We start from the raw sequence: 19,851 nt of genomic DNA, 5'->3' as shown, positions 1-19,851 counted from the left end.
AGATCAGGCGATGGTGGGCATTCGTTTGCTCTCTGGTCTTCGGTTCGCACTCGACCGCGACTGGACTGTCTCCCATCCGGTCGTTCGTGCGGGTCGGACGACTCGAGGGCACGATACTGTTCTCTGGCCGGTTACGATTCGGATGTAGCGGACTCACGTAGTTTCATCTCCTGTGTCTGCAAAGTGGTTTCGAACGTTTTGTTCGAACGCATCGCTTGTCACCTGATAACGGGTGTATCCTGCGGGTTCGCGCTCACGGTCGACGGTGAATATCTGTTCGTCATCGACGTAGACACCCCAAGAATCGCGGTATTCGACACCAACGCCCATGAAGCGAATCTCGGCGTTGTACTCCGATTGTAACCGGTCGACAACTGGAGGGGTGATGACATCATCGGCGAACCGCGGCGGCCGATAGGCAGGCAGGTCGTGCTCCTGGAACTCTTCGACAGCGTCAGACCACCAGACTGGAAGCTGTTCGACGGCGGTTTCCTCGTACGGCGCTTCCGTTTCGAGGTCACAGTGTTGTTCCACAGCGTTGGACTCGTGATCGTCTCGTGTATTCGTCATGAGTTGCGTGTGTTGTACTGACAAAATCCGTTACAGGCGTCTTGGGACGTCTCCCGCATGAAAACGTCGGTAACTGGCCACACCCGGCGCTGGCCGCAATCACCATCGTCGGGTGCGATGGCCATCAGAACTCGACGTAGAGGTCGCCGTCGATAACGTGTACGTCGTAGGACGGAAGGCGGTACTCGTCGCTTGCGAGGTGTTCTCCGGACGTGATATCGAACTCCCAGCCGTGCCACGGACAGGAGACGATTTCGTCATCACACGCCCAGACCAGCTCGTCGTCCTCGTCAACGTCGATCGTTCCGGACAGGAGCCCCTCACAGGCTGGTCCGCCCTGGTGTGTACAGTAGTTCGAGAGTGCGTGATACTCGTCGTTCGAGTAGAAGACGGCAATCTCACGGCCTTTGATGTCGACGACGACTCGTTCTCCGTCTTCGATGTCGTCGGCCGCTGTGACGTGGTGTAGGTTATCAGCGTCGGCGTTCTGTGGGTCTGTGTTTGTTGCCATGTTCGTTAGAATTGGTAGAGTTGGTCTGCGGTCTCGCCGTAGATGTTCTTGATCTCGTCACCGTTGAACTCCGAGCGCATGATCTTCATCAGCGCGTCAGTGTAGTCGAAGTCGAAGTGGGGGTAGTCCGACGAGAACATCAAACTGTTCTCGCCTTCGAAGAGGCGGATGATCTGATTGAGGTACTCTGGGTCGTCTGCACCTTCGACGGGTTGGCTGGTCAGGTAGAACTGATCACGGAGATATTCGCTTGGCTTCTTCTCCAGCATTGGTGCGTCGAACTTCGCACCCATATAGTCGTGATCGAACCGACGCATGAAGTACGGATACCAGCCGAGACCGGACTCCTGGACAACAAAGTCGAGGTCAGGGAAGCGAACGGGAACGCCCTGCGTCAGCATGTCTGCCAGGTTCACCTGATGCATCATATTATGCGAGGTGGCGTGAACGGGGAGTGCCCGATTCAGCGACCGCCACTGCGTTGGGAACCGGGTCATCATCGTCCCAGCTGCGTTGTGCATCTTGATAGGCAGTCCAGCACGCTCACACGCCTCGTAGAGTGGATAGTAGATCTCGTTGCCCAGAGTCGGATCGACCGATCCGCTCGGGATCATCACGGCGGCGATACCCGGCTCGTCGGCGAGGTCGTCGACCTCTTCGGCAGCCTTGAGCGGTTTCTGTGGTGCGACGAGAGCGGCACCGTAGACACCGTTATCCGTGTCGATAATATTGTCGAGCAGCCACCTGTTGTACGCCTTCGCAAGTGCAGCCGCAAGGTCGTCGTGGTGGACGGCACCGAGATAGAGATTCTGGGTTGGGGTGGCAATTGCTTTATCCCACCCGATGAGGTCTTTGCCCTTCTGGATGTCTTCCGATGTCCGCACCGTCGGTGAGTCGGCCTTCCCGACCGTCACCGAGTACAACATTCCGTGTGACGGGTACACCCGTCCCAGATAGCCGTAGTCGTCACCGTCACTCTGGCTGTTTAGCAGGCTGTAGAACGGATCCTCGAGATACGGAAATATGTCTTCCTGTCGCTCTGTAAGGTGAAAGTCAGTGTCGACGATGACGTCTAAATCATCTAGTGACCGAACAGCAGCTGGTTCTGTTGATTGCGAACTCATCACTTGCCTATTTTCAACAGCCCCTGATAAACATTACCATTTTCCATAGTTGTTCGACTGGCACCATCAATGATCCTGTGACAGGTTACTGGACCAGCCGTAACGGATCATAGGCTCAGTTACAGCTGACAGTATAACTTCGACATTCCTTGTGATCCCAGACACTACGGCTATTTCGACAATAGCGAAATAGAATCCTCCTTGACACAGGTTTGGTGTTTTACAGACATACGAATGTAATCATAGCGGACGATCGCCGACATGGATCGTCAGTAGCTCTGTTTACCCGGTTGATGAGGTACTTGTGGCGCGTATTCTGGTATCCTCAGCAGTTACTGACCCAATTTATGATCCAGACAGATGCTGGATAGAGCGTTATTTCACCCCACCCTTATTTCGACCCTGTCGAAATACAATGATGGAGTTCATCTCAGGGTGGCTATTCCATTCCCAAGTCAGGTACAACTGCAACACTCATTATAATTCCTCGTACTACAAGCATTTCGACGATGCCAAAATAGAATTCGCACTGACGCAGGTTAGACTGTTTTACAGACGTACAGATGTAACTTATAAATTCGATTTACATCTTCACGGTGTACATCGACGACTTTCAAAATTCATGAAAGAGATAACTCGAGTTCGAATTCGTTGGCGACACCGGACAAGATGTCCGGAATGTCCTCTTCAAACTGTTCGTCGGTGAGCCGTTTGGCTGGACTGGCGACGCTGAACGCCCCGATGACACGGCCGTCGGATCCGTTTACGGGAATACCGATGGCTTTGATACCTTCGAGTTGTTCCTCGTAGTTGAACGAGATTCCCCTCTCGCGAACCGTCTCGAGTTGATCAAGAAGCGTTTCGGTGTCGGTTATCGTGTTCTCCGTCGCCGAAGGAAGCCCCCATTGGTCAATTATTTCCTCGACAGACGCTCGAGAAAACTCCGATAGAATGGCCTTTCCGGCGGCAGTTTGGTGCAAGTAGAATCGCTTGCCGATGGTCGAATACGTCCAGACCGCGTGTTTTCCGGAGGACGTGTACATATAGACCCCGCGTCCGTTTTCTTCGATCGTAAACACAACTCTGCAGTCGGTTTCTTCGGCGAGTTGCTTCGTATATGACTTTGCAGTTCTGTAGGCGTTTTTCCTATTGCGAACGTACTCTCCGTGTTCGAGAAATCGAAGACTGAGATGGTACTCGTCGCCCTCTTTGACGGCGTAACCATTCGCCAGTAGCGTTGTCAGATGTGAATGGACCGTACTTGGAGCCAGCTCAAGCGCATCGGCTACTTCCGTGACTCGCCCGCCGTCACGTTCTTGAAGCGCCTCTATGACCTCAAGCGAAGTAGCTGTTGTCTGTAGCTTTCGCCCGGTTTTGTCACCCATGGCATTACTATACGAACACTACGTATAAAATTCTTCGTTCGAGAAAATCCGAGAATTTTGCATGAAATTTTTAGATGATCATGGCTCATACGGTTTCACTGGACCTTTTCCTCGAGATTGGGTTCCAATACTGGATAATCCGATTCTGTACTGCCTCAAGTGGCGAACCAATAGTCGGTACTTCCCGAACGTCGCTTCGTGAACTGTGCTGAGTCATGGACGAACGGAGTGAATGCCGGTGTGGTAACTGAGTGAACAGGAAGTAGAATCCACGCATGAGGAGAAGTGAAGTAAGAAGGCTGAGATACGCTGTTCTAGGCGAATGCTGTTGCTCACCAGGTGCTTGCCCAAGGCCGCGGGCTGGCGTCAGCCCGCGGCCGGCGCGTATGCTTCTGGCACACCTGTTCCGTTCATCTCGATCTCCCAACTCCGCTCTAGCTCTTCCTCTAATGCATGTCTGATCCAGTCAGAGAAGGTCTTGAACGTGAATTCCTCGGGCAGGTCGCGCCCGCCCCGCTGGGGGCGGGCGACGACCGCCCATCGAAGCACAAGCCAGAGGTTCTCCAACAGGAATCCAACTAGGACGAACGCGAAGCGGATGATTGGGTCTTGTGTCGTCGTTACCACTCGTGCTTGGCGAAATACACGGTAGCTCGTTTCGATCGCTGACCGTTTCCGATAGAGTCGTTCGACTTGTTTCGGCGTGCGATCGGCCAGATCGCACGCCACATAGCCTCGAACGACTTCGCCGCTTTTCCCGCGATCTCCGGCGTGATAGGAGACAGCGACCGCGAGCGGGAATTCCAGTTCCCGCTCGCGGCCTTTGTACATCCGATAGGTCGTCATGTACGAGCAGTGCGTATCCAGCTTCTTCTTCATGCGCTTGCCCTTCTTTTGGACGGGTACGACAGTCGCAGCAATCTCCCGCGAACGACGCAGGATACGTTCGTTGTAGAAGCCACGATCAGCCAAGAGAAGGTCTATCTCGAAGGGATAGGCCTCGACGCGGTCGAGAACGCGCTCGACCGCGTCGGCTTCCTTCTCATCGCTCCGGACGTACGTCATGGCCAACGTCACCGGCTTCCCGTTCGAGACGAGATACGCGGTACAGTACCGGTGACACGTCGTTGTTCCGTCTTTCGCGTGCATACGGCAGAGTTCACCTTCTTCATCAGCGTACGTTCCGTGATAGGGGTTATCGACGAAGTCAATGGAGACGATCCTCGACCGGTCAGGGTCGAGGATCGTCATTGCCAACCCCATGAGAAGGCGGTTAGCAATACGCTCAAGCCATTCTCGGTCGAGCGTATGGAACCAGTCCATGACAGTGTCATCACAGGGAGCGTTGTCGTTTTCCTTGCACGTCTCCCAGATGGATGTCTGATTAACTGCTGCAAGAATGACAACAGCCCAGATATCGCCGGGATCGAGGGGCGAGCCCTCGATCCCCGGCAATGGGAGCTGACAGATGACGTCTTCCGCTAAATCTTTCACGTCCGAATCCGAAAGAACACCGTCTGGCTGAGGTATATTGAACACATTCACTCAACCAGACATCTTCCTCATGAGACCAACGATTTAGCTCCAGTTCTCACACCAGTCGGGAAGTACCGATAGTGGGCAACGCACGATACCATATCTGTAAATATCCGTCTCGGATCGGTATTCGTCTCTCGGGAATCGACGGTACCCACTCCGAGGCCACCAGAGCATATCGAGGATGCTCAGTTGAACAGTCGAGCGCTTCGCAGAAGATCTAAACTCCGGTATCACTAAATCACGCCCCGGCATACGGGTGTCGCATGGAACGATCAGTACTGGGCTCAATCCCAGAGATCGCGGACTCGGCGTTCGTTTCGGAACTGGCATACGCAGTAGGAGACGTCACCGTGGGCGAGCAATCGAGCCTTTGGCCATTTGTCTGCCTTCGTGGCGACGGTGGACCGACCGTCGTCGGTAGTGAAACCAACGTTCAGGAGTTCTCGATGTTGCACGGCGCAACCATTGGCGACAGAGTGACAATCGGGCACAATGTTGTCATCGACTACGCAACCGTCGAAGATGATTCGCTCATTGGGATGTCCAGTACCGTCCAGAGAGACGCCGTCATCGAATCAAACTGTCTCGTCGCCGCGGGTAGTCTGGTGACCGAGGGGCAGACGATTCCGGAAGGCCACCTCGCGTACGGCGCCCCGGCTGAGACGCGGCCGATCAAGGACTCCCATCTCGAGGAGCTCGTTCGGGTGCAGGAACTGTACGTGGAGCACGCCGAGACGTATAAGGAAGGCCGGGTTGGAGTAGGCTCAAGGAACGGAGTGTTCTCAAGAACAGATAGGACATCGATAGTTGCTGCGTAAGACACCGACTCACGAAATCCTGGGAGCCGATTCAATATCATAGTCCGAGAAGATCGTCCTCCGAGGCGTCGAAGCGACATACACTGGCGAGGATCGGAGTTATCCCGACACGCTCGATAACATCGAGAACGCCAGATAATAGCGATTGCAATCGGTCTGGGTTCTCACCTTCGAACTGCTTACAGCAGATGTCCAAACCTATCGCAAGTCGCCAGATATTCTCGCCTTTGAGAGGTCGTCCGAGGCGCTTGCAAGTTCACCAAGTTATTTGCATGATGGATTCGACTATTCGTGTGCTGATGTCCAGAGAAGCACTTGCTGCAGTTAGCAACCAGTATGGCCTGTGGATCGACGGAGAAGAACAGCCAGCCGAGACAGACGAGCAACTATCGGTTCTCAATCCTGCGACGGAAGGTGAACTTGCCACCGTTGCGATAGGTACCGAAAACGACGTTGACGAGGCGGTCCGCGTCGCTCGTGACGCGTTCGAGACGTGGAATCGTCAGACGCCGGCCGAACGTGGACGCATTCTCACGGATATTGCAGCTGCAATCCGCAATGAGAAGAAACGACTTGCGCAGATCGAGACGCTGGAAAACGGGAAACCACTGACAGAAGCGCGTGGTCAGGTCGAACGTGCAGCTCGCCATTTCGAGTACTATGCTGGTATCGCGGATAAGATCCAGGGCGAGAGCATTCCACTCTCCGAGACGTACGTCGATTACACCGTTCGCGAACCACTCGGAGTTACCGCCCATATCGTTCCGTGGAACGTTCCGATCTACCTGTTCGCTCGGAGCGTTGCACCCGCACTCGCCGCTGGGAACGCGGCCGTCGTTAAACCAGCCAGGGAAACGCCGCTTGGCGCCCTCGAACTCGCCCAGCTTGCGACCGATGTCGGATTGCCTGACGGTCTCTTGAATGTCGTCTCTGGTCACGGTAGCGAGGCAGGCGCCGCTCTCACCGGCCATCCAGAAGTGAACAATGTCACTTTTACTGGATCAGACGCGACTGGGGTCAGAGTCGGGAAGAGTGCCATCGAGAATGTCTCAGAGGTGGTCCTCGAACTGGGTGGGAAGAGCCCGAACGTTGTTTTCCCTGATGCTGACTGGGAAGCAGCGCTCGAGGGGGTGATGACGGGAATCTTCAGCAACGCCGGACAGGTCTGTTCTGCTGGATCCCGGTTGCTCGTCCACGAAGAGATCCACGACGAGTTCCTTGCAGATCTCGCCGACCGCGCGACCGCTCTGGACGTTGGCCCGGGCATCGACGACGACGACATGGGGCCGCTAACTTCGAGCGATCATCTCGAAGAGGTGCTCGAGTACATCGATATTGGCCGTCAAGAAGCTGGCGACCCCGTCATTGGAGGGGGTAGACTCGACCGTGACGGGTACTTCGTCGAACCGACAATCTTTGATTCGGTGACCCACGACATGCGTATCGCCCAAGAGGAGATTTTCGGACCTGTTCTCACCGTCTCAACGTTCGCTGATGAAGAAGAGGCCATCGAACTCGCCAATGCGACTGACTACGGCCTGGTCGCGGGGATCTATACCGAGAATGCCGGTCGCGCCCACCGCTTCGCCCGCGAGGTTGACGCTGGCCAGATCTACATCAACGAATTCTTTGCGGGCGGCAATGAGACGCCGTTCGGCGGCTTCAAACAGAGTGGAATCGGCCGCGATAACGGCGTACAGGCCATCGACAACTACACGCAAGTCAAGAACATCTGTGCGAATATCGACCACCGCTGAAGGAGTTGGTTCTCCAGATACCGAGAAGCCCTTCCCCGTGAACGGATACCATCACTAACTCTCCCAAATCAAGAGGCGGATACGATTGGCGTGATACACGCAAGGAAGCAGATGCTCATGTCGTGGGGCCGGGAGATTCCGACACGGCGATGGGCATGCGTCTTGAACGACGATGGACCCGTGCACGAGTAAACTTTCGACCAGCTCTTCACCCCTGGTGGTTGACAGAATATAGTTAATAACTGACGGGCCGAGAACGATCATCAGTACCGTCTACAGATGAGCAAGGCAAGTGCCTCGCGGCTCGATCCCGAGGCGGTTCACAGCGAGGACCAGGACTTGCGGGCTTCGTTCCAGGATGTGATATCCGCAATCCAGCGGGCGGCGATCAGTTTTTTGAGCATCTGTGCTGGCACGCCGCTGAAGGTATCGACGGGGAGGGAGACGCCGAAGGCCGGCTTGACCTTGTGGGCGACAGCTTCTTCCCCGACGGAGATGACGGTCCCTTTGTCCTCGTGTTCCCAGGTCTGGAGCGGTCGGTTCTCGATCGCACGAGCAATGTTCTCGCCAGCGACCTCCGCAGCCTGCCAGGCGGCCTGTGCCGTCGGTGGGGCAGGCTGGTCACCCTGATCGATGATCGCCGAGTCCCCGATAGCGAAGACTCGGTCATCGGAGGTCTGGAAGTTCGCACCCGCGTTGACGCGGTTGTGTTCTTTCCCGAGGTCGGCATCTGCAAGCGTGTCGCGACCGGTGATTCCACCGGTCCAGATGAGGACGTCGTGACCGAGGGGGTCACCCTTCTCGAACTCGATATGCTCGTCGGTAGCTTTGGTAATCGGGTCGTCTGTGTGGATCTGGACGCCAGCGTCTTCGAGTCGATCGCGCAGAGCCTGCTGACACTCCGGATCGTTACCCGGGAAGATTTCCTCGAGGGCTTCGACCAGATGGACCTCGATGGGTGCGTGGTGTTGGTCGCGGAGCTCGGCGATTTCACCCGCGGTCTGGATGCCAGAGAGGCCGGCACCGCCGATGACGACCTGTGCAGGCTCGCTGCGGGACGCGGCCTGGCTTGCTTCGTTGACAGTTTCGTGGATCTCGAGGGCGTCATCGAGGCTTTTGAGCGTCAGAGAGTGTTCCTCGAGACCGGGGATGCCGTAGTAGGCGGTCTGGCTGCCGAGTGCAACGAGGACGTAGTCGTATTCGACGTCGTCGCTTGCTTCGAGTTCGACAACCTGATCCTCGACATTGAGTCCAACGACCTTGTCCTGAATGAACCGGGTCGACGGGTCCGCGATCTCATCGACAGGGAACGTGATGTCCGACCGGACTGACGGATCTCGAATCACACGGTGAGACTCATGCAAAACGAGGTGGTAGTCGACATCAGCGATCCACGTAAGCTGTGCATTGTCGCTCAGTTCTGACTGAAGTTTAGTGATCGCGCCGGTACTAGCGTATCCGGCACCAAGTACGATGACATTCACTGCCATATTCAGGCTTTAGGAGTACGAGGATACAAAGGTATGAGCGTGTCATAGAAAGCGTCACGTGCGAAGCAGCAGGGTGCGCGAAGTGTGTCCAACACAAGCGCAACCCTGCAAGACATAGCTTCGGTAGACGACTTCTTGAATGTCGCGGCTACCGAGACAGTACCGCTGTTCGAGCACCTTGAGTTCGAGTTTCTGCTGGAATACGACGTGTTCGCCCCCTCGAAGCGGGGGCGAACACGAGTTCACCAGCCACCAGACCTCTTTCGCGGCTTTCTGCACTGCTACTACAAGGACACCTACGGCACACGCCCAGTTACACGAGAACTCCAGCACGGCCTCGTCTGGTACTACTGTGGACTCGACAAACCACCGTCCAGAGACACGATTGACCGGTTTCTTACCGACCTCGAACACGTCATCGACGATATCTTCGAGAGACTTGTCGAGCAGGCCGCTGCCCGCGGCCTGCTCGACTCGACGTACTCCATCGATTCGACGCACATCGAGGCGATCCAGTACAACGACGCTGCCTCATGGAACTACGATCCAACCGCCGAGGAGTACTACTACGGCTTCGGCTGTACGATCGTTTCAACCGGCGCAAAGATCCCGATAGTAGCGGAGTTCACACCGGCCAAACAAGCAGACCAAGAGACGGCGATGCGCGTCACACGTGACGCGCTCGCCGTCGACACACCGATCTGGATGCTTGGAGACAGCGCCTACGACATCCTCGATTGGCACGACTACCTGCTGGCCGCAGGAGTCGTGCCAATCGCTCCATACAACCCGCGAAACACTGACGACCCGAAAGACATCGAGTACAGAGTCGAAGACCGGATCGAGAAACACAGCGAGGACGTTCAGCTGAAACAATCCATCTTGGAAGAGACGTACAACAACCGGACAGGAGTCGAACGAACCAACGATGCAGTCAAGGACTGCGGCCTCGGGCACGTCCGCGCCCGAGGCCGCGTCCACGCACGAACAGAAGTGTTTGTTGCGCTGTGTCTTCGGATCGTCATTGCAATCACCAACTACGAGCGAGGACACGATCCAGGACGTGAGAAGCTCAAGCTATGAGTTGGATTCTATGACACGCTCAGGTATTGGAATGAATAGATCGGTGCTTCCTGACCGAAGTTCTGTGAGGCATGATGATTGTCGAAGAGAAGGCGACAGCCCGCTGCCGAGGCACACGCTCGTGGTACGTCTACTCCGATAGCAATTCACTCGTATTCATTCCGACTGCTCGTGAAGGTATAGGGTACCACTTTTTATCCCTGGCGTGTAGATGTGTGATAGTGACATGGTAAAGCGAAAGCTCTGGACAGCGGCGGTATTTCTGTTTATCATCAGCGACGGAATCACCTCGCAGGTTCGCGGTGCACTACTGCCGAGTATCAAGGAGTCTTTCACTGTTTCAGACACTCTGCTGGGTCTGGTTGCACCAGCTGGTACACTCGGGTACCTCTTCGCCGCAGTAGCCGTTGGCTTCGCAGCAAGTCAGCTCGATACCCGTCGATTCCTCCTGATCGGGGCGGGTGGGACGGCGCTGTTCCTGGCGTTGTTGAGTCAGGTCCCCACGTACGCGCTACTACTAGTGTTCCTGCTCGGACAGAGTCTTACGATTGGGGTCTTTCGGGGATTGGATCGAGCACTACTGAGTACGCTCTACCCGAAAAATCGCGGCCGCCTGTTCAATATCTACGCGCTGATGTGGGCAATCGGTGCCACGACAGGGCCACTGTTGGTCAACCAGGTCCTCAAGAGCGGCAACTGGCGTGTCACCTTCCTATTGTTGGCGGCTGGCTTTCTCCCGGCGTTCGTACTCATCACGCAACTCGAGCTCCCATCGAATCTCGATAAAGGAGAGTCGTTCTCGCTGGCTGAACTCCGGCAGTTGCTCCAGAACCCCGCCATCGTCGGGATGGCAGTGGCGCTGTTGTTGAGTGGTGGCATCGAGGGCGGCTTCTTCACCTGGTTACCCTACTACGCGAACCAGTACTTCCCGCGAGCGACCGCAAATGTCGTCCTGTCTGGGTTTCTGGTCGCGTACATTCCCGGACGGTTCGTCTACAGCCAGCTTTCGGGCCGGGTCGAACCACTCACGCTCCTCTTGACCTTGGCACTCGCCGCAATTCCGGTCCTCGGATACGTCTTCTTCATCAGCGACGGTCGCGGGATGATTCTCGGCGTCTTCCTTGTGGGCTTTTTTGTCTCTGGCTTCTTTCCGACGCTCTCGGCGTTCGGAATCGATGCCGTTCCGCACCACAGCGGCCCAGTTAACGCTATCGCGATCAGTGCAAACTTTCTCGGCCTATCGGTCGTCCCGGTCATTATGGGCATCGTCAGTGACCAGAGTACCATCACAACGGCGATGCGGCTGCTCATCGTCTCGATGGCCGTCTTGGCGCTCGTCATCGTTGCGTCGAAGGTAGCCATCGACCGACAGACACCGACAGCGACCGTCGCTGACTGAGGGGAGATTTTCCGGTCGAATTGATCCGTGAGCCGCCTCGGGGTCGAGCCCCGAAGCACTCGCCTTATTGATCTGTGAACCGCCTCGGGGTCAAGCCCCGAGGCACTCGGCCTGCTCCGCCTGTAGATCGGCCAATTTCGCCCCAATATAATGTTCACTCCTTCAGCGACAGGGCGACACACTGGCAGCGTTCAAACAGTGACGACCGCCAATTATAGGTGATGGGAGCGCACACGTGTAGGCGAACATGGCGGAGCAAGAAGAGTCATTGACAGAGACGGGTATCGTCCACGAGCCGAGCCGGGAATTCGTCGAATCGACGAACGTCTGGCAGTTCATGCAGGAGTACGGAATCGACGACTACGACGACCTCATCAAACGCACGACGACCGAGATCAACGGCATCCCCGATTCGGGCGTCGAGTGGTTCTGGGACGAACTCGTCGACTATCTCGACATCGAGTTCTACACGGACTACGATCAGGTACGAGACAATAGCAAGGGACCGCAGTTCACCGACTGGTACCCCGGCGGCGAACTCAACATCGCTCACAACGTCCTCGACAGACACGCCGCTCCTGACAGCGAACGCCGGAACAAGGTCGCCTGCATCTGGGAAGCCGAAGACGGCGAGATCCGCGAGGTGACCTATCATGAATTGCATCGCCAGGCCAACCAGGTTGCCAACACCCTCGAGGCGCGCGGCGTCGAGACCGGCGACACCGTTGGCCTGTATATGCCGATGGTCCCCGAGGTCATATCCATCCTCTACGGCTGTTTCAAGGTCGGCGCGATCGCGGTCCCCATCTTCTCGGGCTTCGGCGTCGACGCCACTGCGACACGCATCGAAGACTCCGAGTGTAGCGTCCTGTTCACCGGTGACGGCTTCCAGCGACGGGGAGGGGAGATTACGCTGAAAGGAACGGCCGACGACGCCATCGAACAGGCCGGCCACGTTGAGCACACTATCGTCTTCGACCGACTCGGTCTCGCCAGCAACGATGAAATCCCCTGGAATGATGACCGCGACGAACACTGGACCGACACCGTCGAAACCCAGGATGACGACTACGACACCACGGCGCTTCCGTCGGATCAGGAGTCGATGCTCCTGTACTCGTCGGGCACCACCGGCAAACCCAAAGGCATCGTTCACACCCACGCCGGTGCAGTGATGCAAGCCGCCAAGGAGCTCCACTTCGGGTTCGATCTCAAGCCCTCGGACCGATTTTTCTGGGTGTCGGATATCGGCTGGATGATGGGACCCTGGACGCTGATCGGCAACCACGCCTTCGGTGGAACCGTCTTCATGTACGAAGGTGCGCCGGATCACCCCCAGCCGGATCGATTTTGGCAGATGATCGATCGGCATAAGCTTACCCAGTTTGGTATCTCACCCACGGCGATTCGCGCCCTCCGAAAACAGGGCGATGAGTGGGTCAAGGGCTACGACCTCTCCTCGCTCCGCATGCTCGGTTCGACGGGCGAACCCTGGGACCCCGAGTCCTGGCTCTGGTTCTACGAGAACGTCGGCGGCGGCGACACGCCCATCGTGAACATCAGCGGGGGCACCGAAATCATGGGCTGTTTCCTTATGCCAATGCCAACACAGCCGCTCAAACCTGGCACACTCGGTGGTCCTGGCCTCGGCATGGACATCGACATCGTCGACGGCGACGGTACCAGCATCAAGGACGACCACGAGCGCGGGTATCTGGTGGCGCGTGACTCCTGTCCGTCGATGACGAAATCACTCTGGTCCGGCGATGATCGCTACCTCGAGGAGTACTGGTCATCGTTCGAGGACCCACCGCTGTGGGACCACGGCGACTGGGCACAGAAAGACGAGGACGGCCTCTGGTTCCTCCACGGGCGCGCCGACGACGCCCTCAACGTCGCCGGTCGCAAGGTCGGCCCGGCAGAGGTCGAAGGCGCTGCAATGGAACACGACGGCGTAAACCAGGCTGCGGCCGTCGGCGTCCCCGACGACACGACGGGGACAGCAGTGGTCCTCTACGTCATCGTCGAGGACGGATTCGAGGAAACTGATGAGCTGCGCGAAGAGATTCGAGCGATGGTCGGCCAAGAGCACGGCAAGCCGTTCCGCCCACGAGAGGTGCTGTTTGTCGACGAGTTCCCCAAAACACAATCTGGGAAGATCATTCGACGGGCCGTCGAGGCGACCTACACCGGCGAGGACCTCGGTGACATGAGCAGCATCGAGAATCCGGAAGCACTCGACAACGTCGAGAACGCCAGGTAACAACGGTTCCGCAGGTCGTTTTTTCGAGCAATACTAAGCTACCATTCGTCTTTAGCTAAGACTCACACCTCGGTTGTGTAGCGGTAGCGAGCGTCTCTTGTAACACTGGCCGTTGCTTGTGGATTTTCTGTGCGTCTTCGATCAGTCGTTCGAGCAGTGGTGGCGGTGAGTAGCCGAGGTATTCGCCAAGTTCGTGGAGGATGAGCTGGGCGTGCGACCGGAAGGTCGCCGCCCAGCGTTCTGGCGGAAACACGATCTCATCGTCCGCCTGTTCGGTGACTAGATCGAGCAAATCACGACTTACCAGCAGTGACAGGAACGCCGCGTACAGCAGAATTTCGACGACATGCTTCTTCGTCGTATCGAATTCGTCCAGTTCGTACTGCGTCTTTAACTCACGGAACAGCAACTCCACCTCCCACCGACAGCGATAGATCGTGGCTAGATCCGACGGCAGGAACTCGTCTCTTGGCAAATTCGTGATATACAGGTGGTAGTCGTCGGCGTCCTCCTTGCGGACGCCGACGACGCGGAACCGTTTCGTATCGCGTGATTGCGTACCTGCGTACGATCTTCGGTCAAACGCTATCTCGACTTCTACGTCGATGAACTCACGGTGCAAATCATCCACAATATCGTGGATCTGCTCGCCTTCCAAGGGAATGGCGCGGCCGCGCCATTCCCGTAATTCCTCCGTTACAACCGGGTTCGCACTCTCTTTCAGCCGACTCACGAAGTAGCCGTTGTTCTCATCGATCAACGCGAAGCGGCGGTACTTGAAGTAGGCTCGGTCGAAAAGAACCAGTCGATCTTCGAGCCACGATCCTGTGTTAAACAACGTGCTGTCGTGCGTTTTCTCGTTAGCAACGTCGAGCCGTTCTATTGTCTGCTCGGTGGCATTGTGGAGCAGGTGGAGCCTTGCTCCAGCCTGCTCCTCCTTGCGAGCTTCATACTCATCGGCAAGGAACTCGTGTAACCGCAACACCGTTCCATCAGCGATCATCACATCGCTGAATCGGTCAATATCAGCGTCAACAGCGTCAGGAACAGCGACCTCGTCGAGACCGTACTCGACGAGGTCGCGGAAGTACTCCGCGAGTTCCGGCGTCAATCGCTGATAGAAACCACCCGGCAAGATCGTCTCGTCGGCTGTGGAGTTATAGCTGCGTCTGAAGCCAGCGAGTGTTCGGCTCTCGCCTGCGGCGAAGCCGAACACGAATGCCCAGACGAAGGCAGGAATCTGGAGCTTGCCTTCTCGCTCGACCACGCCGAGTTCCTCGGCGTGCTCTTCGAGGAACTCAGATGGAAAAAGCGTAGTGAGCCGACGCATAATTCGCGGTGAGGAGGTAGGGTTGTGCACAGACTTCTCCTCCTCATTCCTCTCGAAAAATAGCCCCGATAAGCCGTCGCTGTCATGCGGTTCGTCTCTTAGCTAAAGACGGATGACTAAGCTACAAAGTGACGAGGAATCGAGACGGCGAGGCAGTAAGAACTGCCGGCGTCAGCTTTCCGGATTCGGAACAGTGACCACGGGGCATTCGACCGACAGCAGAACGTCCTGAGCGGTCGACCCGAAAAGGGCCTTCCCGGTCGGACTTCGCTTCCGGAATCCCATCACGACAATGTCGATATTATAATCGGTCACGTAGTCAAGGATTTCGCTCGACGGGCTCCCATCCTTGACGACAGTGCTGACGTCACCATCGTGGTCAGCCGCGATATCGGTGGCTTCGTCGAGTAGGGCCTCTGCTGCCTCTCGTTCGGCGGCGTACCACCCTTCGTCTCGACCACGGCCACCGCGTGTGAGACTGGTTTTCTTCTCGGTGTACTCGATGACAGTGAGTATCGTGATGTCGGCGCCTGGGTAGTGTGCGACCGCGTGGTTGACCGCGGCCATCGACTGCGGCGAGTCGTCGAGCGGTACGAGTATCTGAAACGTCATGGCTCAGTCCGACCGCTCCGCGTAGGGCGTGATGTCCGCAGCCTCGACGCGCTCCTGGAAGCGCTCGCGGCGTTCTCTCTGCTGCTGTTCGGACATACGTTCCGCCGTCCAGACCTTCCCGCTGGTTACCTGGTGAACCTCAGCTGTCTCAATCCCCTCGAGAGACTCGACGCGCTCTTTGATCTCGTCGGTGATGTCGATGACGTACATGCACCGCTGGGAGGTCAGCAGGATGTCGATCCGTGCCTCGCCAGTCTGCTCGTCGACCGTGATATCGTCGATGATGCCGAGATCGACGAGATCGATTGGGTTGTCGGTGATACAGCTACAGGGGTCGAGAACCTCCTGAAGCTGTGTCTTGATAGCCATCTTGAGCTCGCTGTCGAACTCAGTGTCGGGCGTGATGTGCTCTTGCTCGGCGTGTTCGATTATACGCATAGTTATGCGGGGGTGTCGTAGGTCGACCACGGTTCAGCCGGGAAGTCACCAGTCTCTCTGCGCTCCTGGCGCTTCTGTTCCCACTTGTCGCCCTTGATGTCCTTTCTGACCTTCTCAGGGTCTTTACCCAGAAGGCGGAAGGCGTTCTTCCCGAGAACCTTTTCTTTGATCTCATCGGTGACCTGTGGGTAGTCGTTTCCAGCGCGCATGTCTTCGGGAATCTCAAAGTCCCAGAAAGACTCGATGGCCGCCTGTGGGTGCAGCGCCGTTGCACCGCCGGAGAAGACGATGCGGTCCGGGCCGGCCCAGTAGAGCATCTCGCCGAGTGAACGAGCGAACTTCCGTGGCCGCGAGCAGGCCATGTGAATCGTGTTTTCGAGGTTCGCGTAGACGTTCTCATGGCTCGCCATCGCGAAGACAGTTTCCTCGAGGAACGAGAAGCCGGCGTGGATGACCTCGAAGTTGAGTTCGGGGAAGGCGTTCGCGGCGTCCTCAACGTCACTCATGCGGAAGTATTTGACCGGTGCCGTCGCGAACGGGATGAACTTGTGGATACCCACGGAAGTCACGTCCAAGTCGGCACATTTCTCTAGGACGGGGCGGACCGCGTCTTCGTTGAGCTGCAGCGAGAGATCCTGGCCGTTCTGGTAGCGGGCGGGGTAGAGTTTGATTCCCTCTACGTTTTTTTCTTTGACGTAGTACTCGACCTGCTCGACGGCGTCGTCGTCAAGCGGGTTGATGTCGACGTACATCGAGACGCGATTCGGATTGCGGTCGCGAAGCTCGAATCCTTTCTCTCGGGAGACCAGTCCGTCGTGAAAGTAGTCGTCGAGTGGCAGCGAGTGGTAGTTCGTGTAATCGACTTGACTCTCCAGGAAGAGCAGCCGTTCGAGCTCCTCGACCGAGTGGTCACGGTGGAACACCTCTTTCGGGTGGACGTACTTCTCGGGCTGGAGTTGCTCGCCGAGTTCGAACGTCTCGTCGTTCCAACGCTGTGCGTGTGGGTGTTTCAGATTCTCCTCTGCGTGGTTGAAACAGTGCGATACTGAATCAACAACTAGGGCGCCATTGTCTAACATAGCGTGGAATATAGTTATGTGAATTCCGTAATAAAACTTTTGATAATGAGTTTACGGCCTCCAGCCAGGACCCGACTCATCCAGCATCCGGTCGACGCACAAGCTATTTAACCGGTCAGAGACTCTCTTCAGGTGACAATGTCGAAGAAAGCGCTAGCTGCGGTCAGTGGCCAGTACGATCTATGGATCGGTGGAGATGAGCGGCCGGCCGGGAGCGACGACTGGCTAGCAGTCGTCAACCCCGCAACTGAAGAGTCGCTTGCCGATGTCGCGATGGGAACAACCGGCGACGTCGACGCGGCAGTCGAAAACGCCCGCGACGCCTTCGAGTCGTGGCACCGTCGCCCACCCAAGGAGCGAACACGGATTCTCACGGATATCGCGGCCGCCATCCGCGAGGAGAACGACCGGCTGGCTCGTATCGAGACGCTGGAGAACGGCAAGCCGCTCGCGGAAGCCCGAGAGCAGGTCGAACGCTGTGCCCGCCACTTCGAGTACTATGCCGGCATTGCTGACAAGATTCAGGGCGAGTCGATCCCGCTCTCCGAGGAGTACGTCGACTACACCGTCCGCGAACCCCTGGGCGTCACCGCCCACATCGTCCCCTGGAACGTCCCGATCTACCTCTTCGCACGGAGCGTCGCCCCTGCACTCGCCGCCGGCAACGCAGCCGTCGTCAAGCCCGCCGAAGAGACGCCGCTGGGCGCACTCGAACTCGCCAGACTCGCCTCAGAGGCCGGCCTCCCCGACGGCCTCCTCAACGTCGTTCCTGGCTACGGCAACGAGGCCGGGGCCGCGATCACTAGCCATCCCGATGTGAATGGCATCACCTTCACCGGCTCCGGTCCGACCGGGACGGCAGTCGCGAAGAGCGCGGTCGAAAACGTCACCGAGACGCACCTCGAGCTCGGCGGAAAGAGCCCAAACGTCGTCTTTCCGGACGCCGACTGGGAGGCCGCCCTCGACGGGACGATGACGGGCATCTTCAGCAACGCCGGGCAGGTCTGCTCGGCGGGATCGCGCCTGCTCGTCCACGAGGACATCCACGAGGAGTTCGTCGACGACCTCGTCGAGCGTGCAGAGTCGCTCGAGATCGGTCCCGGTCTCGAGGATTCGGACATGGGCCCGCTCGTCTCCGAGGCCCATTTTGAGAAGGTCATGAGCTACGTTGAGATCGGCCGCGAAGAGGTCGGCGAGCCGGTGGCCGGCGGAAGTGCGCTGGACCGCGATGGCTACTTCGTTGAACCGACGATCTTCGACGATGTGCCGATTGACACGCGCATCGCCCAAGAGGAGATCTTCGGGCCAGTGCTGACAGTCACGCCCTTCGCCGACGAGGACGAGGCCATCGAGTTGGCCAACGCGACGGACTATGGCCTTGTCGCGGGCGTCTACACCGAGAACATCGGTCGCGCCCACCGCTTCGCCCGCGAGGTCGACGCCGGCCAAATCTACATCAACGAGTACTTCGCCGGCGGCAACGAGACGCCCTTTGGCGGGTTCAAGGACAGCGGGATCGGTCGCGAGAACGGCGTACAGGCCATTGACAACTACACACAGGTGAAGAACGTCTGTGCGAATATCGGCCGGCGCTGATCAGCTGTCCGCCGGATTCTGCGATTTCTCGCCGCCAGTAAAGCGACAACACTTATGTGTGAAAAATCACCACGGATAGATATGGGAGATAGACTCAGCGGTAAGGCTGCGATAGTGACTGGAGCATCGTCAGGCAACGGTCGTGCTATTGCACGCCGGTTCGCAGAAGAAGGTGCCAGTATCACAGTCGCGGACATCCGTGAGGACCCACGAATGGGTGGAGAACCGACACACGAACTCATCACCAATGCGGGTGGCGAGGCGCAGTTCCTCGAGTGTGACGTCAGTTCGATCGCGGACCTACAGGAAGTTGTCGAGGCAACGGTCGACGCGTACGGCTCGCTTGATGTCATGGTGAACAACGCAGGCGTCGAACGCCAGCTTCCCATCGAGGAGGCCGACGAGGATGACTACGACTGGCTGATGGATATCAATCTCAAGGGGGTCTATTTCGGCTGTCAGGCAGCTATCCAGCAGATGGTCGACCAGGACGACGGCGGCGTCATCGTGAACATGTCCTCGATGGCTGGGATTCGCGGCCTAGAGAACTCCTCGCTGTACTGCACCTCGAAAGGGGGCGTGACGAACCTGACCCGAGAGCTAGCTGTTGAACACGGAGAAAACGACATCCGCGTGAACGCACTCAATCCGGGGTTCATCGAGACGGCGATGACGACGAAAGACGGCGAAACAGCTGACAATCTCCTCGATCAGACGCCGCTCGGGCGGGCGGGTCAGCCCGAGGAAGTCGCCGACGCAACGCTGTTTCTCGCCAGTGATGAGTCGTCGTACGTCAGCGGTCACAACCTCGTGATGGACGGCGGATTCACTGTGTGATCGGACCCCACTGACTTTTC

Annotated in this window: 17 protein-coding genes; 7 read left to right on the top strand and 10 right to left on the bottom strand. The window is 57.3% G+C overall.

All coding sequences use genetic code 11. The annotated features are described in order from the left end of the window. Positions 1 to 153 precede the first annotated feature (153 nt). The 5 genes from BDK88_RS19720 to BDK88_RS19700 form a co-directional block, all read right to left on the bottom strand. On the bottom strand, positions 154 to 570 hold the full coding sequence (locus BDK88_RS19720; RefSeq protein WP_130501851.1) for a hypothetical protein: 417 nt from the start codon (positions 568 to 570) through the stop codon (positions 154 to 156). A 124-nt stretch (positions 571 to 694) separates the two neighbouring features. Then, a complete protein-coding gene (locus BDK88_RS19715; protein WP_130501850.1) occupies positions 695 to 1,081 on the bottom strand; it encodes a Rieske (2Fe-2S) protein in 387 nt (128 codons plus the stop codon). Positions 1,082 to 1,086: 5 nt separating this feature from the next. Then, positions 1,087 to 2,205: an amidohydrolase family protein gene (locus tag BDK88_RS19710; RefSeq protein WP_130501849.1), complete on the bottom strand. Its 1,119-nt coding sequence runs from the start codon at positions 2,203 to 2,205 to the stop codon at positions 1,087 to 1,089. A gap of 620 nt (positions 2,206 to 2,825) precedes the next feature. Next, entirely contained in the window at positions 2,826 to 3,590 is a 765-nt protein-coding gene (locus BDK88_RS19705) for an IclR family transcriptional regulator (RefSeq protein WP_130501848.1), read from the bottom strand. 366 nt (positions 3,591 to 3,956) lie between these two features. Next, positions 3,957 to 5,129, bottom strand: coding sequence for an ISH3 family transposase (locus BDK88_RS19700; protein ID WP_130501847.1), 1,173 nt, complete (start codon positions 5,127 to 5,129; stop codon positions 3,957 to 3,959). A gap of 263 nt (positions 5,130 to 5,392) precedes the next feature. Here BDK88_RS19700 and BDK88_RS19695 point away from each other — a divergent pair, with 263 nt between their 5' ends. Continuing rightward, positions 5,393 to 5,947, top strand: coding sequence for a gamma carbonic anhydrase family protein (locus BDK88_RS19695; RefSeq protein ID WP_130501846.1), 555 nt, complete (start codon positions 5,393 to 5,395; stop codon positions 5,945 to 5,947). 299 nt (positions 5,948 to 6,246) lie between these two features. After that, the gene (locus BDK88_RS19690; protein ID WP_130501845.1) at positions 6,247 to 7,704 is read left to right on the top strand and encodes an aldehyde dehydrogenase family protein; all 1,458 of its coding nucleotides are present in this window, start codon (positions 6,247 to 6,249) and stop codon (positions 7,702 to 7,704) included. Between the two features lie 320 nt (positions 7,705 to 8,024). Here BDK88_RS19690 and BDK88_RS19685 read toward each other — a convergent pair whose 3' ends face one another. Further along, complete coding sequence (locus tag BDK88_RS19685) at positions 8,025 to 9,194, bottom strand: NAD(P)/FAD-dependent oxidoreductase (protein ID WP_130501844.1); 1,170 nt, start codon at positions 9,192 to 9,194, stop codon at positions 8,025 to 8,027. An 84-nt stretch (positions 9,195 to 9,278) separates the two neighbouring features. Between BDK88_RS19685 and BDK88_RS19680 the strand changes: the two genes are divergently transcribed. The 3 genes from BDK88_RS19680 to BDK88_RS19670 all read left to right on the top strand — a co-directional run bounded on the left by BDK88_RS19680 (position 9,279) and on the right by BDK88_RS19670 (position 13,939). After that, positions 9,279 to 10,277, top strand: coding sequence for a transposase (locus tag BDK88_RS19680; RefSeq protein WP_130501843.1), 999 nt, complete (start codon positions 9,279 to 9,281; stop codon positions 10,275 to 10,277). 226 nt (positions 10,278 to 10,503) lie between these two features. Then, the gene (locus BDK88_RS19675) at positions 10,504 to 11,676 is read left to right on the top strand and encodes an MFS transporter (RefSeq protein WP_165397017.1); all 1,173 of its coding nucleotides are present in this window, start codon (positions 10,504 to 10,506) and stop codon (positions 11,674 to 11,676) included. 247 nt (positions 11,677 to 11,923) lie between these two features. Beyond that, positions 11,924 to 13,939 carry an AMP-binding protein gene (locus BDK88_RS19670; protein WP_130501841.1) on the top strand — a complete coding sequence of 672 codons (2,016 nt, stop codon included), beginning with the start codon at positions 11,924 to 11,926 and terminating at the stop codon, positions 13,937 to 13,939. Positions 13,940 to 13,994: 55 nt separating this feature from the next. Here the strand turns inward: BDK88_RS19670 and BDK88_RS19665 are convergent, their stop codons facing one another. The 4 genes from BDK88_RS19665 to BDK88_RS19650 form a co-directional block, all read right to left on the bottom strand. Continuing rightward, positions 13,995 to 15,269 carry an IS4 family transposase gene (locus tag BDK88_RS19665; protein ID WP_130501840.1) on the bottom strand — a complete coding sequence of 425 codons (1,275 nt, stop codon included), beginning with the start codon at positions 15,267 to 15,269 and terminating at the stop codon, positions 13,995 to 13,997. Positions 15,270 to 15,440: 171 nt separating this feature from the next. Next, positions 15,441 to 15,881 (bottom strand): universal stress protein, encoded by a 441-nt coding sequence (locus BDK88_RS19660; protein ID WP_130501839.1) that lies wholly within the window; start codon positions 15,879 to 15,881, stop codon positions 15,441 to 15,443. A gap of 3 nt (positions 15,882 to 15,884) precedes the next feature. Next, a complete protein-coding gene (locus BDK88_RS19655; RefSeq protein WP_130501838.1) occupies positions 15,885 to 16,319 on the bottom strand; it encodes a metal-sulfur cluster assembly factor in 435 nt (144 codons plus the stop codon). 2 nt (positions 16,320 to 16,321) lie between these two features. Continuing rightward, complete coding sequence (locus tag BDK88_RS19650; protein WP_130501837.1) at positions 16,322 to 17,398, bottom strand: amidohydrolase family protein; 1,077 nt, start codon at positions 17,396 to 17,398, stop codon at positions 16,322 to 16,324. A 138-nt stretch (positions 17,399 to 17,536) separates the two neighbouring features. Between BDK88_RS19650 and BDK88_RS19645 the strand changes: the two genes are divergently transcribed. Together BDK88_RS19645 and BDK88_RS19640 are read left to right on the top strand one after the other, a co-directional pair. Continuing rightward, on the top strand, positions 17,537 to 18,994 hold the full coding sequence (locus BDK88_RS19645; RefSeq protein WP_130501836.1) for an aldehyde dehydrogenase family protein: 1,458 nt from the start codon (positions 17,537 to 17,539) through the stop codon (positions 18,992 to 18,994). Positions 18,995 to 19,075: 81 nt separating this feature from the next. Next, positions 19,076 to 19,831 carry an SDR family NAD(P)-dependent oxidoreductase gene (locus BDK88_RS19640; protein WP_130501835.1) on the top strand — a complete coding sequence of 252 codons (756 nt, stop codon included), beginning with the start codon at positions 19,076 to 19,078 and terminating at the stop codon, positions 19,829 to 19,831. Positions 19,832 to 19,851: the final 20 nt, after the last annotated feature.

The sequence above is a fragment of the Natrinema hispanicum genome (assembly GCF_004217335.1).
In the GTDB taxonomy this organism is placed as follows: Archaea; Halobacteriota; Halobacteria; order Halobacteriales; family Natrialbaceae; genus Natrinema; species Natrinema hispanicum.
The sequence above is the reverse complement of the archived record's forward strand: the minus strand, read 5'-3'. Positions and strand labels throughout refer to the sequence as shown.

What these genes read in the sequence shown, in the direction of transcription:
- BDK88_RS19655 (WP_130501838.1), bottom strand. Translation starts at nt 16,319, where the DNA reads ATGCGTATAATCGAACACGCCGAGCAAGAGCACATCACGCCCGACACT.
- BDK88_RS19710 (WP_130501849.1), bottom strand. Translation starts at nt 2,205, where the DNA reads ATGAGTTCGCAATCAACAGAACCAGCTGCTGTTCGGTCACTAGATGAT.
- BDK88_RS19665 (WP_130501840.1), bottom strand. Translation starts at nt 15,269, where the DNA reads ATGCGTCGGCTCACTACGCTTTTTCCATCTGAGTTCCTCGAAGAGCAC.
- BDK88_RS19650 (WP_130501837.1), bottom strand. Translation starts at nt 17,398, where the DNA reads ATGTTAGACAATGGCGCCCTAGTTGTTGATTCAGTATCGCACTGTTTC.
- BDK88_RS19695 (WP_130501846.1), top strand. Translation starts at nt 5,393, where the DNA reads ATGGAACGATCAGTACTGGGCTCAATCCCAGAGATCGCGGACTCGGCG.
- BDK88_RS19690 (WP_130501845.1), top strand. Translation starts at nt 6,247, where the DNA reads ATGTCCAGAGAAGCACTTGCTGCAGTTAGCAACCAGTATGGCCTGTGG.
- BDK88_RS19645 (WP_130501836.1), top strand. Translation starts at nt 17,537, where the DNA reads ATGTCGAAGAAAGCGCTAGCTGCGGTCAGTGGCCAGTACGATCTATGG.
- BDK88_RS19705 (WP_130501848.1), bottom strand. Translation starts at nt 3,590, where the DNA reads ATGGGTGACAAAACCGGGCGAAAGCTACAGACAACAGCTACTTCGCTT.
- BDK88_RS19715 (WP_130501850.1), bottom strand. Translation starts at nt 1,081, where the DNA reads ATGGCAACAAACACAGACCCACAGAACGCCGACGCTGATAACCTACAC.
- BDK88_RS19640 (WP_130501835.1), top strand. Translation starts at nt 19,076, where the DNA reads ATGGGAGATAGACTCAGCGGTAAGGCTGCGATAGTGACTGGAGCATCG.
- BDK88_RS19720 (WP_130501851.1), bottom strand. Translation starts at nt 570, where the DNA reads ATGACGAATACACGAGACGATCACGAGTCCAACGCTGTGGAACAACAC.
- BDK88_RS19670 (WP_130501841.1), top strand. Translation starts at nt 11,924, where the DNA reads ATGGCGGAGCAAGAAGAGTCATTGACAGAGACGGGTATCGTCCACGAG.
- BDK88_RS19675 (WP_165397017.1), top strand. Translation starts at nt 10,504, where the DNA reads ATGGTAAAGCGAAAGCTCTGGACAGCGGCGGTATTTCTGTTTATCATC.
- BDK88_RS19685 (WP_130501844.1), bottom strand. Translation starts at nt 9,194, where the DNA reads ATGGCAGTGAATGTCATCGTACTTGGTGCCGGATACGCTAGTACCGGC.
- BDK88_RS19660 (WP_130501839.1), bottom strand. Translation starts at nt 15,881, where the DNA reads ATGACGTTTCAGATACTCGTACCGCTCGACGACTCGCCGCAGTCGATG.